Annotated in this window: 10 protein-coding genes and 1 tRNA gene; 6 read left to right on the forward strand and 5 right to left on the reverse strand. The window is 72.1% G+C overall.

Annotated features, from left to right (window positions below; all coding sequences use genetic code 11):
* Window positions 1–268: 268 nt before the first annotated feature.
* Window positions 269–1,435, forward strand: a complete 1,167-nt coding sequence (locus ACYVOO_RS18485; RefSeq protein WP_461016732.1) for a hypothetical protein — start codon at window positions 269–271, stop codon at window positions 1,433–1,435.
* Between the two features lie 89 nt (window positions 1,436–1,524).
* Here the strand turns inward: ACYVOO_RS18485 and ACYVOO_RS18490 are convergent, their stop codons facing one another.
* Entirely contained in the window at window positions 1,525–1,944 is a 420-nt protein-coding gene (locus ACYVOO_RS18490; protein WP_461016733.1) for a hypothetical protein, read from the reverse strand.
* A 98-nt stretch (window positions 1,945–2,042) separates the two neighbouring features.
* Between ACYVOO_RS18490 and ACYVOO_RS18495 the strand changes: the two genes are divergently transcribed.
* Complete coding sequence (locus tag ACYVOO_RS18495; protein ID WP_453350757.1) at window positions 2,043–2,270, forward strand: DUF4287 domain-containing protein; 228 nt, start codon at window positions 2,043–2,045, stop codon at window positions 2,268–2,270.
* Between the two features lie 153 nt (window positions 2,271–2,423).
* Here the strand turns inward: ACYVOO_RS18495 and ACYVOO_RS18500 are convergent, their stop codons facing one another.
* The 3 genes from ACYVOO_RS18500 to ACYVOO_RS18510 form a co-directional block, all read right to left on the reverse strand.
* A complete protein-coding gene (locus ACYVOO_RS18500; protein ID WP_461016734.1) occupies window positions 2,424–3,260 on the reverse strand; it encodes a Bax inhibitor-1/YccA family protein in 837 nt (278 codons plus the stop codon).
* Window positions 3,261–3,462: 202 nt separating this feature from the next.
* The gene (locus tag ACYVOO_RS18505; protein ID WP_461016735.1) at window positions 3,463–4,206 is read right to left on the reverse strand and encodes an ANTAR domain-containing protein; all 744 of its coding nucleotides are present in this window, start codon (window positions 4,204–4,206) and stop codon (window positions 3,463–3,465) included.
* A gap of 285 nt (window positions 4,207–4,491) precedes the next feature.
* Window positions 4,492–5,253, reverse strand: a complete 762-nt coding sequence (locus ACYVOO_RS18510; protein ID WP_461016736.1) for a GAF and ANTAR domain-containing protein — start codon at window positions 5,251–5,253, stop codon at window positions 4,492–4,494.
* A 433-nt stretch (window positions 5,254–5,686) separates the two neighbouring features.
* On the opposite strand from ACYVOO_RS18510, the gene ACYVOO_RS18515 reads away from it, so the two are divergent.
* Together ACYVOO_RS18515 and ACYVOO_RS18520 are read left to right on the forward strand one after the other, a co-directional pair.
* Entirely contained in the window at window positions 5,687–7,279 is a 1,593-nt protein-coding gene (locus tag ACYVOO_RS18515) for an SGNH/GDSL hydrolase family protein (RefSeq protein WP_461016737.1), read from the forward strand.
* A gap of 141 nt (window positions 7,280–7,420) precedes the next feature.
* Window positions 7,421–9,244: an alpha-amylase family glycosyl hydrolase gene (locus ACYVOO_RS18520; RefSeq protein ID WP_461016738.1), complete on the forward strand. Its 1,824-nt coding sequence runs from the start codon at window positions 7,421–7,423 to the stop codon at window positions 9,242–9,244.
* A 364-nt stretch (window positions 9,245–9,608) separates the two neighbouring features.
* Here the strand turns inward: ACYVOO_RS18520 and ACYVOO_RS18525 are convergent.
* Window positions 9,609–9,690 (reverse strand) — tRNA-Leu (locus ACYVOO_RS18525).
* A 450-nt stretch (window positions 9,691–10,140) separates the two neighbouring features.
* Between ACYVOO_RS18525 and ACYVOO_RS18530 the strand changes: the two genes are divergently transcribed.
* Both ACYVOO_RS18530 and ACYVOO_RS18535 read left to right on the forward strand, forming a co-directional pair.
* Window positions 10,141–10,974: an ABC transporter ATP-binding protein gene (locus tag ACYVOO_RS18530; RefSeq protein WP_461016739.1), complete on the forward strand. Its 834-nt coding sequence runs from the start codon at window positions 10,141–10,143 to the stop codon at window positions 10,972–10,974.
* A 145-nt stretch (window positions 10,975–11,119) separates the two neighbouring features.
* Window positions 11,120–13,684, forward strand: a complete 2,565-nt coding sequence (locus ACYVOO_RS18535; RefSeq protein WP_461016740.1) for an ABC transporter permease — start codon at window positions 11,120–11,122, stop codon at window positions 13,682–13,684.
* Window positions 13,685–14,341: the final 657 nt, after the last annotated feature.

Raw genomic sequence — 14,341 nt, forward strand, 5'->3', positions numbered from 1 at the left:
ATGACGCGAAGTGGGCGGAATTGTTACCCAGCTCACTTCGCGGCACGCATTCCTATATAGCTGTGAGACCGAAGCGCCCCCAGGATGTGATATATCCCCTGGGGGCGCCTCGTTTCTGCTGGTGAGGGCGTTGTGCGCGGTGACGGGCCCTCATTTCACCTGTCCCATTCAGTCCGTTTTGCACTACGGTCGAGAGGACTCGATAAACCTGCCGGTCAAAGCTGCGGTAGGAATTCGGGGGGATCGAAACGGAACCGGGAGAACGTCAGTGAGCGCCATATCCCTCACCCTGCTCGCGACCGCGGCCCTGGCCACGGCCCTGGGCGGCGCCGCGTTGCACACCGTCCGCGGTCTGCACCGCGAGGTCGCCGCGCTGCGCGCGCGGCTGGAAGACGGAGTCACGGCGACGGCGAGCGCCAGTGCCCGTACCACCCCCGACACCGCGACGGCGGAGGCCGGCACGGCAGAGGCTGCGGCCACCGTGCCCGCGGCGCGTACCGCCGCCTCGGCCGACGAGATCCGCGCGGCGGTCGCCGAGGCCCTCGCCGAGGAGCGCGAGCGCGAACTCGCCGAGGCGCGTGCCTTCTGGGCCGCGCAGGAGGCGCGGGACGCGGGCGTCGACGGCGGCGCGCTGCTGGCGGGCCACGGCACGGAGTACGAGATCGCGCCCAGCATTTCAGGGCTCGACGCGGACCTGCTGGAGGCCCTTCTCGACGGCCGTCTCGACGGCGACGCACTGGAGGACCCGCACGGGCCGCACGGCCTCGCCGGTCCCCGCGTCCCGTACGGCGCCGCGTACGACGCCTACGAGGGCGAGATCTTCATCCCCCGCCAGTCCGCCGACCGCGACCCTGACCGGGACCGCGACCGCGACCGCGACGGAGGCGACGACGTCGCCTTCGACGGGCCGGGCCCGCTCGACGGCACGGCAGCCGCCGAGGACGGCGCGTACGGCGACAGCACGTACGACGAGGGACCCGAGCCCCCGGAGGCCGTGGGCCCCGCCGCGCTCCCGGGCCGCGAGTCGCCCGAGCTGGCCGCGGCCCGCCGCCGCCACCCCTCGCACCCGGACTTCAACCTGAACGGCGACCCCGTCGTCCCCGCGCCCGCCCCGGCGACGGCGCCGACGGTCGCGGACCGCGAACGGACGCTGGAGCGGCTGAACGAGCTGGCCCTGTCCCGTACGCCGCTGGCCGACGTGCGCCCGGGCCCCCTGGGCACGCTGGACGTGTACGTCTTCGAGGACGGCACCACCGTCTGCCTGTCCCCCGGCCACCGCGAGACAGCCGAGCGGCTCTCCGAGGCGCTGCGCCGAGGCGAGACGCCGACGCTCATGGGCGGCTCCGGCGTCTCCGGCGCGTACTCCCTCACCTTCACGTACGGCGAGGACCAGACCGCCTATCTGCTGGCGGACCGCGTCATCGCCTCCCTGTAGCGGGACAGCGGGCAGCGGGGCAGCGCGGGCAACGGCCGGGGTCGGCGCCGGACGGAGCGTCAGCGGAACCCCGGCGCCTCGGCGCCTTCTCAGCGGCCCCCGACAGGCCCCACCGCCGAGCCCCCGCAGCGGCGGGTGCCCTCCTCGACGAGGGCCAGCGCCTCCGCCAGGCCCTGCTCCGCCTGCTGCGTCTGCTGCATCTGCTCTGCCTGCCGCGTCCGGCGGGCCTGAGCGCCGCCCTCCGCTCCGCTTCCGCCGTGCGAGGCGAGCGCTTCGGCCAAATCGTGCCCGGCGACGGCGAGCTGGTCACCGACCGAGAAAATGCCGCCCTCGGGCACCTCGTACGGGGCGCGTCCCGGGCACTCCAGGAGCTGGGCACGGCGTGCCAACTCCCTGGCCAGCGCCAGTCCCTCGGCCGCCGCGCCCTTCAGCAGGGCGCTCTGCGGAGTGGCCCTGAGGCGGTCGGCGAGCCGGTCCACGGCGTTGATCAGCGCAGTCGTATCGAGCACTTCGCAAGCCTATGCGCCTCCCACGGACTGTTGCCAACGCCTCAACGCTCAGGCACCTTGGCGGGAAGGACTACAAAAGGAAGCGTCCGGAGGCGCCGATGTCCCAAGTCTTCTCCCCAGAGACCCACCGGAACATGCTCTCCCGAATCCCGCACTGCACCGGTCGTGAGATCTCCGACTGGCTCCGCACAGTCGATGAAGGCCCCTCTCTCTTCCGCTTCGAGGAGAAGGTGAGCTGGCTGCGCGGTGAGCACAACCTCGCCTACGGCCACGCCAAGGCCATCGTCCACGAGTACGACTTGCGCCGCGCCGCGCGCAATCTCTAGCTCACGGACAGTCCCTTCCCCCGAGGGCCGAGGACCCAGGAACTCCAGCCATGCGAAGGGCCCGTGAGGCGCGAACGCCTCACGGGCCCTTTCCGTGCTGTCATACGTCACACGTCATACGTCACACGGCCGCGGCACGAGCCGCCGCGCGCGTCAGTTGTCGCCCTGGAGGATGGCGATCAGCCTGAGGAACTCCAGATAGATCCACACCAGGGTCAGCGTCAGCCCGAAGGCCGCCAGCCAGGACTCCTCGCGCGGAGCGCCGTAGGCGATCCCGTCCTCGACCTGCTTGAAGTCGAGGGCCAGGAACAGCGCGCCGAGCACGATGCCGATGACACCGAAGAGGATGCCCATGCCGCCGCTGCGGAAGCCGAGGCCGTCACCGCCGCCGAAGACCGCGAACAGCAGGTTCACGCCCATGAGCAGGATGAAGCCGATCGCCGCGGCCATCACGAAGCGGTAGAACCGCTGGGTGACGCGGATGATCCGGGTCTTGTACATCACCAGGACGGCGGCGAACACCGCCATGGTGCCGAGCACGGCCTGCATGGCCGCGCCGTTCACGTAACCGTCGATGTAGTTGCTGATGGCGCCGAGGAAAAGGCCCTCGAAGGCCGCGTACGCCAGGATCAGCGCGGGCACGGCCTTGCGCTTGAAGGACTGCACCAGCGCGAGCACCATCGCGACCAGCGCCGCACCGATCGCCAGCCCCAGCGAGAGGTCGGTGATCCAGGCGAAGGCTGCCGCGACGACGACGAGACCCACCGTCATGCCGGTGCGCGAGACGACATCGTCGATCGTCATCCGCCCGGCCTGCGGCTGGGCGGGTGCCGGAGCCGCGTACGGCTGCCCGGCGGTCTGGGCCTGCTGGGCGTAGGGGTTGGTCGCGTACGGGTTCCCGGCCTGCGGCTGCTGTGTGGCGTTGAAACCGGCAGAGCCGTTGTCGCGGCTGAACCCCCGTCGCGAGAAGACCGGGTTGCTGCTCCTCATCTCACTCCTCCATGGCCGCACGGCACGGCCTTGCCTACAGGGTAATGCTTTAGCAAAACCCGCACGCTAGTGCAGAGGGAAGAACGAAGGAAAGAGCCGTGATTGTTCCGTCGCCCAGCGTGGCGTTCCCGACAGGCCGCGCGTACCGGCGGCGCACCGGCCCCCACCAGGCCCGTCGGGGACGCGGCGGGGTCCGGCGCGCTCAGGCCCCCGAGCCGGAGACGGCCAGGTCCGTGGTGCTCTCGACCACCTCGCGGGCGATGTCCGTGAGGCGGCGGCGCTGGTTGCGTGCGTAGACCTGGAGCACCCGCAGCGCCTGGTCGACGGTGATCCGGCGGCGCTGCGCCAGCGCCCCGCACGCCTGCTCGACCACGACCCGGGAGCGCAGCGCCGCCTGGACGCGCGCGGCCTCGGTGTCCCGCTCCTCCGCCGCGCGCCGTTGCAGCACGCCGATGGCGGCGGCGCGTGCCAGGCCCTCGATCAGCCGCAGCTGGTCGGCGGCGAGCGGCTCGCGCCGGCCGCGGCAGAGGGTGAGCACGCCGATGACCTGGTCGCGCAGGCTCAGCGGCGCCGTCACCACGGACGTGACGCCCAGGCTCTCCGCCTCGGGCACGAAGCGCGGCCAGGCGGTGCGGCTGCTCGGCTCGTTCAGGGAGATCTCGCGCACGGGCCCGCCGTGGCACAGGCAGTCCCGCCCAGGTCCCTCGTCCCAGGCCAGTCCGGCGAACTCCAGATCGTGCGTGTGGGGGTCGGAGGTCGCCGCTTCCAGCCGGGTGGCGCCCTTGGCGGTGATGAGCACCACGGTGGCCGCCGTGACGTCGAGGAGCTCGACGCAGTGCCGGACGAAGGAGTGGAGATGGTGGCTGACGTCGTAGTCGTCGTCGGAGGTGTCGACCAGCTGGACGAACGCGGCGGCGAGCCGCCCTTCCCGTGCCGTCTCGGGCATGAGACTCATCCTCGTGGGGGTTGGTTCGCTCGATGGAAGGTCATCGCGTACCGGCCGCCGTGCGCCGTCTGCACGCACCGGCGCCGCCGCGTATCGCGAGACACCGCGAGGGCGTCCCCTTGAAGATCACCGGGGTCCGGGGCGACGGGCGCGCACCATGGCGATGCCTGGCTGGTTCCCCAAGGGAAACGAACCATTCGCACGAGCCGACAGTGGCACATGCCCCCGGCCTCGGCGCGCCGTACCCCGCGCACGCGCTCCGGCGACCTCGCGCGGGCCCGGCGTTCACTGCGGCGCATCGGGGTCGCACCGGTTTCGCCGGGAGCCGCCGCCCGTGCTGCCGAGGTCGTCGCCGTGCCCGGACAGGACCAGCCGCCGGGCGACCACCTGCCCTGCGACCTCGCGCAGCGGCAGGCCGTGCCGGAAGGCGTGCGCCCTCAGCCGTAGGAGGGCCTGCTCCGGGGGGATGCCGAGCTGGGCCGTGACCACGCCCGTGGCCTGGTGAAGTTCCGCGTGGTGCAGTAGGGACTCCTCGTCCACCGGACCGATGCGGTGCTCGTCGATTCGGATGGCCCAGTCCACGAGCGGCAGCACCAGGGCCCCCGCGAGGGCCAGCGCGTCGTCCGTCGGCTGGTGCCCCAGGGGCCCGGGGCGCGTCCTGTGGCCGGTGAGGACGCCGACGTTGACGGCGCCGACGCGCAGGGGGAAGGCGAACACGGACCGTACCGTCAGCGAGTCCGCGAGGGACGGGAGGCCGGGCCAGCGGGCCGGGTCGACGCCGCCGATGTCCTCCACCATGACGCGTACGCCGCCCTTCATGGCCTCCTCGCTGGGCCCCACCCCCAGCGTGAACTGCGCGTCCTCCAGGAGCGCCGCGCGCTCCGTGTCGTACGCGACGGTCTGGGGCCTGCCGACGTCGTCGCGCAGGGAGACGGCCAGCCCGTCCAGGCGCAGGGCGCGGGTGAAGGCCGTGAGGGACAGCCGTGGCGGGTTCGCCGCCGGGGCGGCCAGCACGGCGAGGGCCTCGGCCATGGCAGCGCTGATCACATCAGCCTCCCTCCGTGGCCCGCCCGGCGGAGCCGCTGCCGACGAGCGGAGAGGCCGGGTCCCCGGGGGCCCGCCCGCCGTCCCCGCCGGTCGGGCCCCCCTCGGCGCGAACGTACCCACCGCCCAGGCCCCCTCTCACGGGGCCGAGCGGGGCCAAGAGGGGCCGGACGGGGCCTTGACGGGCGCGAGGAGCGCTCTTAGCTGCACGGATGGAAGGAGCCGCGGCGACGGGACGGCGCCGCGGCGGTGCGGCGAGCACGTCGCGAGGGTGACGTGGCAGGGGTGGCGAGGGTGACGGGGCGGACGGGGGCCGGTTTTTGCGTAGTTCCCTCCGCGCGGTCTCCCGCGCTCCGCCGCCCTCTGGTACGGGACCCCTACGGGCGCGGGGCGCTTACGGGAGAGGTCCCGCCGAGCCGGGAGCCGAGGACGTGCCATGGACAGTTCCGTACACCGTCAGGGCTCCCGGGAGCCGTACTCCGACCCCACCATGGGTGTGCCCGTCACCGTCTCGTGGCGGGGCGAGCCCCGGCACCGGCTGGTGACGATCGGCGACTCGCTGACGCAGGGCTTCCAGAGCGGCGCCGTCTTCCTCACCGACCTGTCCTATCCGGCGCTGATCGCCCGCGAACTGGGCTGCGCCGACACGTTCCGCTGCCCCTCGTACAACGGGCGGGGCGGCCTGCCCGTCAACATCGAGCTGCTGCTGCGCGACCTGGAGGAGCACTACGGGCGGGACGTGGACTGGTGGGAGGTCGCGCCCGCGCTCTTCCGGGCCCGCGGCTTCATGGACCGGGTCGAGGACTACTGGGAGCGCGGGCCCGGCACCGCCGTGCCGCACACGACGGCCGTCAACCACAACCTCGCCGTGTTCGGCTGGGACCTGCGGGACGCGCTCGACAAGTCGGCCGACGTGTGCCGCCGCATGATCGAGAAGCCCGCCGACGACGTGGTGCGGCAGGTCGTCACGAACGCCGGTGAGCGCGCGGCGCTGCGCGTGCTGCCCACCCGTCCCGAGGCGGCCGGTGCCCTGACGCAGCTCGGCGCGGCGGCGCTGCTGGGCGAGGACACGGGCGAGGGCGGCGGCGCGGGCGACAGGGCGGGCGGCAGGGACCCCGACCCGGACCACGGCATCGAGACGCTGATCGTGTTCCTGGGCGCCAACAACGCGCTGTCCTCGGTCATCGGGCTGCGCGTCGCGTGGAGCGGCGAGGGCTACGACGACCTGGAGCGCAAGAAGGAGTTCACCGTGTGGCGGCCCGAGCACTTCGAGGCCGAGCTGCGGGAGGTCGCGGCGCGCGTCCACGCGGTCAGGGCGCGGCACGTCATCTGGTGCACGGTGCCGCATGTGACGATCGCGCCGATCGCCCGGGGGGTGGCGGGCAAGTCCGAGCCGGGCTCGGCCTACTTCGCGTACTACACCCGCCCGTGGATCAGCGACAGCGACTTCGACGTGCGCCGCGACCCGCATCTGACGGGCGAGGAGGCGCGCGCCGTCGACGCCGCCGTCGACCAGTACAACGACGCCCTCGCCGAGGTGGTCAGGAAGGCCAGGACGGGCGGCAAGGACTGGTACCTGCTGGACACGGCGGGCCTGATGGACCGGCTGGCCTCGCGCCGTTACGCGGAGGACGAGGAGGCCCGCCCCCAGTGGTGGCGCCCGTATCCGCTGCCGCCCGAGGTCCAGGCGCTCGCGCCCGTGCCGAACTCGCACTTCCTCCTGAGCGACGGCCACCGCCGCGCCGACGGCGGCCTGTTCTCACTGGACGGGGTCCATCCGACGACGGTGGGATACGGGATCCTCGCGCAGGAGCTGATCGACGTGATGCGGCTGGCGGGGGTCGAGTTCCGGGGGCCGCTCGGGAAGGCGGTGCGGCCCGATCCCGTACGGGTGGACTTCGCGCGGCTCGTCCGCCGCGACACCCTCGTCAACCGGCCGCCGGGGAACCTGACGCCGGGCCTGGGCATCGTCGGCTGGGCGGACGAGACCCTGGACCTGGTGCGGCGCGCCCTGACGTTCGACGTGTGAGGGGGCGCGCCGATGACCGGTCCAGCGCCGCGATCCCCAGGGGAACCGCGATCCCCGGGGGAACCGCATTCCCGGCAGGAGGGCGTCCTGGCGGGCACGCGCCCGTTCCCCGAGCCGCCCTCGCCCTCGTCCCGTACGGGCATGGGGGCGCTCCCCTACGAGGGCGGCTGCGCCTTCCGCGTCTGGGCGCCGCACGCGCGGGCCGTCGCCGTCACGGGGACGTTCCACCGCTGGGCGCTGCCCGGCGTGCCGCTCGCGGCCGAGGCGGGCGGCCACTGGTCGGCCGACGTGCCGGGCGTGACGCGCGGCGACAAGTACCGCTACACGCTCACGGCGCCCGACGGCACGGCCCTGAGCCGCCCCGACCCGTACGCCTCGGCGATGACGGGCTCGCTGGGCAACTCCGTCGTACGGGGCACGGAGTTCGACTGGGCGCGCCGGGAGGCCGGGGAGGGAACCGCGGACGGCGCGCGGTACGGCGACCGGCGCCCGTACCGCACCCCACCCTGGGACGAACTCGTCGTCTACGAACTGCACGTGGGCACGTTCAACGACCAGCCGGGCGGCGGTCCTGGCCGGTTCGCCGACGCGATCGAGCGCCTTCCCCACCTGGCGGCACTGGGCGTGACGGCGATCGAGCTGATGCCGCCAGCCGAGTTCCCGGGCGGCTTCTCGTGGGGCTACAACCCGTCGATGCCGTTCGCCGTGGAGACCGACCTCGGCGGCCCTGACGGGCTCAAGGAACTCGTGGCGCGCGCCCACGGCCTGGGCATCGCGGTGCTCCTGGACGTCGTCTACAACCACCTCGGCCCCGGGGACCTCCACCTGTGGCGGTACGACGGCTGGCACGAGGGGGACGGCGGCGGCATCTACTTCTACAACGACTGGCGCGCCCGCACCCCCTGGGGCGACACCCGGCCCGATTTCGGGCGCCCAGAGGTGCGCCGGTTCCTGCGCGACAACGCGCTGCACTGGCTGGAGGAGTACCGGATGGACGGCCTGCGCTGGGACGCCACCGCGTACCTGCGCAACGTGCACGGGGGCGGCGACGACGGCGACCCGGGGGCCGAACTGGGGGACGGCTGGGCGCTGATGCGCTGGATCAACGACGAGATCGACCGCCGCCAGCCCTGGAAGCTGAGCATCGCCGAGGACCTGCGCGACGACCCCCGCCTCACCACGGGGACACCGCACGGCGCGGGCTTCGACGCGCAGTGGGACGCGGGGTTCGTCCACCCCGTGCGGCGCGCGGTGATCGCGGCCGACGACGCGGAGCGCGACATGCACGCCGTGCGGGCCGCCGTCGAGCACCGCTACGGGGACGACGCGCTCCGGCGCGTCGTCTACACGGAGTCGCACGACGAGGTCGCCAACGGGCACGCACGCGTCCCGGAGGAGATCTGGCCGGGCAACGCGGACAGTTGGTGGTCCAAGAAGCGCTCCACACTGGGCGCCGCGCTCGTGCTGACCTCGCCCGGCATCCCGATGCTCTTCCAGGGCCAGGAGTTCCTGGAGGACCGCTGGTTCGACGACCAGGATCCACTGGACTGGTCGCGGGCCGAGCGCTTCGCGGGCATCGTGTCCCTCTACCGCGACCTGATAGCGCTGCGCCGCGACCTGCGGGGCACCACGGCGGGGCTGCGGGGCGGACACGTCACGGTCCACCACGTGAACGACACCGACAAGGTGCTCGCGTACCACCGCTGGCACCACGGCGGCCCCCGCGACAGCACCGTCGTCCTCGCCAACTTCGGTCACCGCGCGTACGGGGACTACGTGATCGGCCTGCCCCGCGAGGGGACCTGGCGGGTCCGCCTCAACACCGACTGGCCCGGCTACGACCCCGCCTTCGCCGGTCACTCCGCGCACGACCTCGCCGCCGGTGCCCGCCCCCGCGACGGCATGCCCTGCTCGGGCGGCACGGGCCTGGGCCCCTACACGGCCGTGGTGCTCTCCCAGGACTGAGGCCGGGGACCTGAGGACGGGGAACTGAGGCCGGGAGGGGCCCTGTCCGCGTCCGCCTGCCGGGCGGGCCTCCGGTGTGGGAGGCTGCGCGGGATCGGGCAGAATACGTGCCCTCACAGGGGTGCGCGGAGGAAGCCGCGCATCTTCGCGGATCTCCGCAAACGGAATGCGACTCACCGGCTTTTTCCGGCCTACTTCGGGTGCCTTCAAAGGGGTGCCCGAATAGAGGGGCTTCGCGGTGTTATCCACCCCCGCCCGCGAGGTTCCGCTTAGCGGCCGGCCGAGGGGGCGCCGAGGGCCGGGCCGTATCGTCGCGCGGGGCGCTCGGAGCTGTGTTCTCGCAGGTCAAGCGCGAAGCGGTAGGTGCCCGGAGCCGGACTCGAACCGGCACGGCCCGAGGGCCAACGAGGTTTAAGCTCGTCGTGTCTGCATTCCACCATCCGGGCACCGGCTCCTGAGCCGCTTTCGTGCGTGTCCGCGCGCGTGCGGTCCTCCCCAGGGCGCGGGGACGAGCCTATCCAGCGCCGTCCCCCGAATAGCGGAACGACGACTCGATGTTGTCTTATTTTATGGGCAACTGAGGGAGCGTCAGCGGCTCACGCCCCTCTTGAGAGCCCCCCGCCCGGGGGTGTCCGGGGTGCACGGAATGACGGAAAGTCGCCGTTGGCCTGAGTCCGCCCCGGAACGCCGTCCCGCGCCCCGCTCGCGGCGCCCCTCCTGGCACCGCTCACGGCGCCGTCCCCGAGGCCGTACCAAGGCCGTGTCCACTCACGGGTGGACCCCGTATCAGGGTCGCCGTCATACCCAAGGAGGACCGGAGGGCGCCGCACTACCTCGCAAGGCTGTCCCGGAAACGAGCACGGGGGCTGATCCGCCGACGCGGACGAGGCTGGAGGATGAGGGGGTCCCGAAGTTCACACCCGTCCCGACAGGAGCACCCGCCCGTGACGACCACCACCTACGCCGGCGCCACCGCCGCAGCCCGCACCGGAGTGGCGGCAGCCCGCGCCACGGACCTCTCCAAGGTCTACGGACAGGGCGAGACCAAGGTGGTCGCCCTGGACCAGGTCTCCGTCGAGTTCCGCCAGGCCGAGTTCACCGCGATCATGGGCCCCTCGGGCTCCGGCAAGTCGACTCTGATGCACTGCATGGCCGGTCTCGACAGCATCTCCAGCGGCAGCGCCGTCATCGGCGACACGGAGCTGACGCGCCTCAAGGACAAGAAGCTGACGAAGCTGCGCCGTGACCGGATCGGCTTCATCTTCCAGGCGTTCAACCTGCTGCCGACCCTCAACGGCCTGGAGAACATCACCCTCCCCATGGACATCGCGGGCCGCAAGCCCGACAAGGAGTGGCTGAACCGCGTCATCGAGACCGTCGGCCTGTCCGGGCGCCTCAAGCACCGGCCCAACGAGCTGTCCGGCGGCCAGCAGCAGCGCGTGGCCGTGGCCCGCGCGCTGGCGAGCAAGCCGGAGATCATCTTCGGTGACGAGCCGACGGGCAACCTGGACTCGCGCTCCGGCGCCGAGGTCCTGGGCTTCCTGCGCAACTCGGTGCGCGAGCTGGGCCAGACCGTCGTCATGGTCACCCACGACCCCGTCGCCGCCTCGTACGCGGACCGCGTCATCTTCCTCGCCGACGGCCGCATCGTCGACGACATGCAGGGGCCGACGGCCGACTCGGTGCTGGAGCGCATGAAGGGTTTTGACGCCAAGGGCCGCACAAGCTGAACGGTTCGTACGCGCTGATCAGAACCGTATGAGCTAAAGCGGCGCGTACGGGCCGGTCAGGACCGTACGGCCCGCGCTCACGCCTCCGCCTCCCTCCCCGCGCCGTGCCCAGGCCGTGGGGCTCCACTCCTCAGGACTCACTGACATGTTCCGAACAGCCTTGCGCAACGTCCTCGCGCACAAGGCCAGGCTGCTGATGACCGTGCTCGCCGTCATGCTCGGCGTCGCCTTCGTCTCCGGCACCCTGGTCTTCACCTCGACCATCTCCAACGCCTTCCAGAAGAGCTCCGAAAAGGGCTACAGCGACGTCGACCTCGCCATACAGCCCGACAAGGGCGGCCAGAGCGCGAGCGACCCCGGCGGCGCCCCCAAGCTGGACCAGCGCACCCTCGACGCGGCCAAGGCGCTGCCCGGCACCTCCACGGTCACCGGGTCCGTCTCCGGCTTCGCCGCGCTGGCCGACAAGGACGGCAAGCTCGTCGGCGAGGGCTGGGACTCCAAGGGTGCCAACTACTTCGCCGAGGGCGCCGGCAAGGGCGGCCAGGACGGCAAGGACACCGACGCGCGCTACCCGATGAAGAGCGGCCACGCCCCGCGGAAGGCCGGTGAGGTCGCGCTCGACACCAAGACCGCCGAGCGCGCGGGTTACGAGGTCGGCGACACCGCCCGCCTCTCCGTCAACGGCCCGGTCACCGAGGAGAAGGTCACCGGCATCTTCACCACGGACGACGGCCAGGTCGCCGCTGGCGGCACGCTGGTCCTCTTCGACACGGCCACCGCGCAGAAGCTGTTCGCGCAGCCGGGGCAGTACGACCAGATCACGCTGAAGGCCGCCGCCGGCACCACGCAGGCCGAGCTGAAGGCCCAGGCCGACAAGATCCTCCCGGCGCAGGCCAAGGCCGTCACCGGGCAGAAGCTCGCCGACGACGAGTCCGAGACGATCAAGCAGAGCATGAGCGGCATGCAGACCGCGCTGCTGGTCTTCGCCGGTATCGCGCTGTTCGTCGGCATCTTCATCATCGCCAACACCTTCACCATGCTCGTCGCGCAGCGCACCAAGGAACTGGCGCTGATGCGCGCGGTCGGCGCCAGCCGCCGCCAGGTCACCAGGTCCGTGCTGATCGAGGCGATCGTGGTGGGCGTTATCGCCGCCGCTGCCGGGCTCGCCGCGGGCATCGGGATCGGCGCCGGGCTGCGCTCCCTGATGGGCAGCTTCGGCACCACCATGCCGGACGGACCGCTCGTCGTCTCGGTCAGCGCCGTCGTCACCTCGCTGATCACCGGCGTCCTGGTGACCGTCCTCGCCGCCTGGCTGCCCGCGCGGCGCGCCGCGAAGATCCCGCCCGTCGCCGCCATGAGCAGCGTGCACGCCACCGCGACGACCCGCTCGCTGGTCGTGCGCAACACCATCGGGGCACTCTTCGCGGGCGGTGGCGCGGCCCTCGTCCTCTACGCCTCGGGCCTGGACAGCGCGGACGACGGCAAGCTGCCCATGGGCGCGGGCGCCGCGCTGCTGCTGATCGGCGTGTTCGTGCTGACGCCGCTGCTCTCGCGCCCGCTGATCGCCGCCGCGGCGCCCGTGCTGCGCATCTTCGGCGTCTCCGGGAAGCTGGCGCGGCAGAACTCCGTACGCAACCCGCGCCGCACCGCGGCCACCGCCTCGGCCCTGATGATCGGCCTCACGCTGATCACCGGCATGACGGTGATCGCGGGCAGCGTCCAGAAGGGCATCGACAAGATGGCCACGGCCGCCATCGAGGCCGACTACACCGTCAGCATGGCCAACTTCACGCCGCTCTCGCCGGACGTGGAGAAGAAGCTCGCCACCGACGGCCAGGTCACCGCCAGCAGCCCCATGCGGAACTCCCCCGCGCGCATCGGCAAGACGACGGAGAACCTGACCGGCGTCAAGGGCGAGACCATCGGCAAGCTCACCAACCTGGACTTCACCTCCGGAGGCTGGGGCGGCCTCAGCGGCGACAAGGTCGTCGTGGACAAGGCGACCGCGAAGTCTCATAACTGGAAGCCCGGCTCGACGTTCCCCGTCACCTACGAGGACGGCAAGAAGGGCGAGCTGACCGTCTCGGGTGTCTACGAGGGCAACGAGATGGTCAAGGGCATCATGATCGACACCGCCACCCTCACCCCGCACATGGAGCGGGTCGGCGACATGCAGGTCATGGTCAAGACGAAGGACGGCGCGAGCGACAAGGTCAAGTCCTCGCTGGAGAAGGCCCTCGGCAACAACCCGGCGGTCCTCGTCCAGGACAAGAAGGACCTGTCCGACTCCATCGCGCAGGTCTTCACGCTGATGCTGAACATGCTCTACGGACTGCTGGCCATGGCCGTCATCGTCGCCGTGCTCGGCGTGATCAACACCCTCGCGATGTCGGTCTTCGAACGCTCGCAGGAGATCGGCATGCTGCGCGCGATCGGCCTCGACCGGCGCGGCATCAAGCGGATGGTGCGCCTGGAGTCGCTGGTCATCTCCCTCTTCGGCGGGGTGCTCGGCATCGGGCTCGGCGTCTTCTTCGGCTGGGCAGCGGGCGAGCTGATCGCCTCGTCCCTGGCGACGTACGAGCTGGTCCTGCCCTGGGGCCGTATGGGCCTCTTCATCGCGCTGGCCGCGGTCGTGGGCGTCCTGGCGGCGCTGTGGCCCGCGCGGCGGGCGGCGCGGCTCAACATGCTCTCGGCGATCAAGAGCGAGTAGGGGTACGAAACGGGGGGTTGCCCCTTCACCGGGCCGCGCCGCTTCACGGGGTGCGGGGTGAGGGCTTCACGGGGTGCCCGTTTCTCGCAGGGGTGCGCTTTGCCGGTGCCCCTTGGGGTTTCGTCACGCGGGTGCGGGCCGGTGGCACGGGTTGTGCCCACCCTCCCCCAGCTAACGCTGGGCGGTGCCCCCTCGCCCGCGGGACGATTGCCCACAACAGTTTTTGGCGCCGTCGCCAGTGGGGGCGCTGGGCTTGGCGCCGTGTTCGGGTGCGGGCCGGTGGCTTCGGCGCGGCCTATGGACCGGTGCTTCGCGGCTGGCGCCGCGTGATTCCGGGTTTCGACCGTGGTTGTGGGCACGTGGGTGGCTGGTGTCCGGTGCCGGGCCGGGGTGTCTCCTCGGCGTGAAGGTCTCGTGTTCGGCTCTCCGCCGGTGACTTTCTCGACCTGCGGGGACACCCCACCCCGTCCCCGTCCCGCCGGTGGCCCACCTCCACCCCGGATCGGCTGACGCCCACCCCCAGAACGGGACCTACGGTCCCTACCCGATTGCCCCCTGGGGTTTCGTTCGCGTACTGCGGGCCGGTGGCACGGGTTGTGCCCACCCTCCCCCAGCTACCGCTGGGAGGTGCCCCCTCGCCGAGCGGGACGCCTGCCC

The organism is Streptomyces daliensis (assembly GCF_054782395.1).

Excerpts from the sequence above, each read along its gene's own strand:
- ACYVOO_RS18495 (WP_453350757.1), top strand. The coding sequence starts at position 2,043 with ATGTCCCAAGTCTTCTCCCCAGAGACCCACCGGAACATGCTCTCCCGA.
- ACYVOO_RS18500 (WP_461016734.1), bottom strand. The coding sequence starts at position 3,260 with ATGAGGAGCAGCAACCCGGTCTTCTCGCGACGGGGGTTCAGCCGCGAC.
- ACYVOO_RS18505 (WP_461016735.1), bottom strand. The coding sequence starts at position 4,206 with ATGCCCGAGACGGCACGGGAAGGGCGGCTCGCCGCCGCGTTCGTCCAG.
- ACYVOO_RS18515 (WP_461016737.1), top strand. The coding sequence starts at position 5,687 with ATGGACAGTTCCGTACACCGTCAGGGCTCCCGGGAGCCGTACTCCGAC.
- ACYVOO_RS18520 (WP_461016738.1), top strand. The coding sequence starts at position 7,421 with ATGGGGGCGCTCCCCTACGAGGGCGGCTGCGCCTTCCGCGTCTGGGCG.
- ACYVOO_RS18530 (WP_461016739.1), top strand. The coding sequence starts at position 10,141 with ATGAGGGGGTCCCGAAGTTCACACCCGTCCCGACAGGAGCACCCGCCC.
- ACYVOO_RS18535 (WP_461016740.1), top strand. The coding sequence starts at position 11,120 with ATGTTCCGAACAGCCTTGCGCAACGTCCTCGCGCACAAGGCCAGGCTG.